The 358-nt window shown below is 68.2% G+C and carries 1 protein-coding gene; it reads right to left on the bottom strand.

The genetic code is table 11. The features are described 5' to 3' along the window. Positions 1–58 precede the first annotated feature (58 nt). A partial coding sequence (locus tag ACV229_RS40790) for an ABC transporter permease subunit (protein WP_448088690.1) occupies positions 59–358 on the bottom strand: 300 nt, incomplete at its 5' end.

Here is a 358-nt window from a genome sequence, read left to right as displayed (position 1 = left end):
AACGAGACGCCGGCAGCCGGCCGGCGGACGGAAATGACTTGACTCATCTGCGCCTCCCTCAGACTTTCTCGATGTCCGACTTGCCGAGCAGGCCGGTCGGGCGGAAGAGCAGGATCAGCACGAGCAGGCCGAACGCGACGACGTCCTTGTACTCGGCCGGCATGTAGCCCGCTGCGAAGGTTTCCGCGAGGCCGAGCAGCACGCCGCCGAGCATCGCGCCCGGAATGCTGCCGATCCCGCCGAGCACCGCGGCGGTGAACGCCTTGATGCCCGCGACGAAGCCGATGTACGGATTCAGCTTGCCGATCGTCAGGCCGATCAGCACGCCGCCGACGGCGGCCAGCATCGCGCCGAGCAC

Source organism: Burkholderia sp. MR1-5-21, from assembly GCF_053427715.1.
The sequence above is the reverse complement of the archived record's forward strand: the minus strand, read 5'-3'. Positions and strand labels throughout refer to the sequence as shown.